General features: G+C 28.1%; 3 protein-coding genes. All 3 read right to left on the reverse strand.

Features of this window, described 5'->3' with window-relative positions; all coding sequences use genetic code 11:
- Positions 1 to 75 precede the first annotated feature (75 nt).
- A complete protein-coding gene (locus AC5XHR_RS13725; RefSeq protein ID WP_495951345.1) occupies positions 76 to 363 on the reverse strand; it encodes a hypothetical protein in 288 nt (95 codons plus the stop codon).
- Positions 353 to 550, reverse strand: a complete 198-nt coding sequence (locus tag AC5XHR_RS13730) for a hypothetical protein (protein ID WP_495951346.1) — start codon at positions 548 to 550, stop codon at positions 353 to 355. Before AC5XHR_RS13730 ends, AC5XHR_RS13725 begins: the two co-directional genes overlap by 11 nt.
- Positions 540 to 1,094 (reverse strand): hypothetical protein (locus AC5XHR_RS13735; protein WP_495951347.1); only part of this gene is annotated, 555 nt, incomplete at its 5' end. The genes AC5XHR_RS13730 and AC5XHR_RS13735, both read right to left, overlap by 11 nt.

The raw sequence follows: 1,094 nt of genomic DNA on the forward strand, positions 1-1,094 counted from the left end.
ATTTCCACTTTTTCTACTTTATATTTAACCCCGCATTTTGCCAATACAATGTTAGCTGTAGTTTTTATTTTGCAATTACCATATATCACCTTGTTGATCAAAATCAACGTCGTTATTGCTTCTTCTAATAAAATCTCTTCTTTTTACTTCCCAATAGTCATCATCCAAATTTTCGTCTTGAAAATTTTCAATATCATTCCAGTCAATTTCACGGTTTTCTTTTTCTAATTCTCGATTAATTAACCAAATTCTATCTTCAAGCAAATTAATAATTGGTTCGAGACTTTGAAAAAGAATTTTCTTCTGATTTTTTAATTCAAATAATCTACCACAGAGGTATAATGCAAATTCTTTATTGTTCATGGTCGTAAAAAAAGAATGGTAAAGGGTCACTTAATTTTTCGATTGTATTTATTTCTAATTTTAATTCGAAAGAAATATAATAAACTAGTTTTTGAATTTCTTCCGAACTTATTTTTTTCTGATTTTCTAATGTTTGTAAATAGTTTTTTACCCAAACTAGAGTTTGTAGAAATTCTTTATTTTCCATATGTTTTTTTGTGTTTTCTTAATTCATTTATCTTTCTTACGCCAAAATATCCTATTGTTCCTGCTGCAATTGGTACTGATGCAATAACAATAATTCCAGCAATAGAGCTTCCTCCCACTATTGCACCTATAGTAGCTAATCCGCTCATAATTCCAGCTCCAGAAACTCCAGAAATACCCAAACTGCTAATAATTGGAAAAATAGATGCTAAAGAAATTCCAGTCATTGTTACAGCACCTATTTTTTCAGACATATTTTCTTTATCAGATTTTGAAAATTTTTTGTAGTTTTTTATCCCAACTTGAAAAAGAATTGTGAATTGTTTCAAAAATTCGTCAGGAGTTTTTTCAGGATTTTTAATTACCTCTTCTAAATCATATAATTTTACATGGAGAAGTTTTGATAGTTCATAATCATTTATCTTATTTTTCTCTTTGAATGTTGTAATAAATTCAATTAAGTTCTCCTTATTTATATTCATTTGTAGAAGTATTGTTTTTAGAAAATTACAGCTAACGGAAAAAGTATTGGCGAAGTGCGGGCT

The sequence above is a fragment of the Kaistella sp. CFF1-2 genome, assembly GCF_059509915.1.

Excerpts from the sequence above, each read along its gene's own strand:
- AC5XHR_RS13730 (WP_495951346.1), bottom strand. The coding sequence starts at position 550 with ATGGAAAATAAAGAATTTCTACAAACTCTAGTTTGGGTAAAAAACTAT.
- AC5XHR_RS13725 (WP_495951345.1), bottom strand. The coding sequence starts at position 363 with ATGAACAATAAAGAATTTGCATTATACCTCTGTGGTAGATTATTTGAA.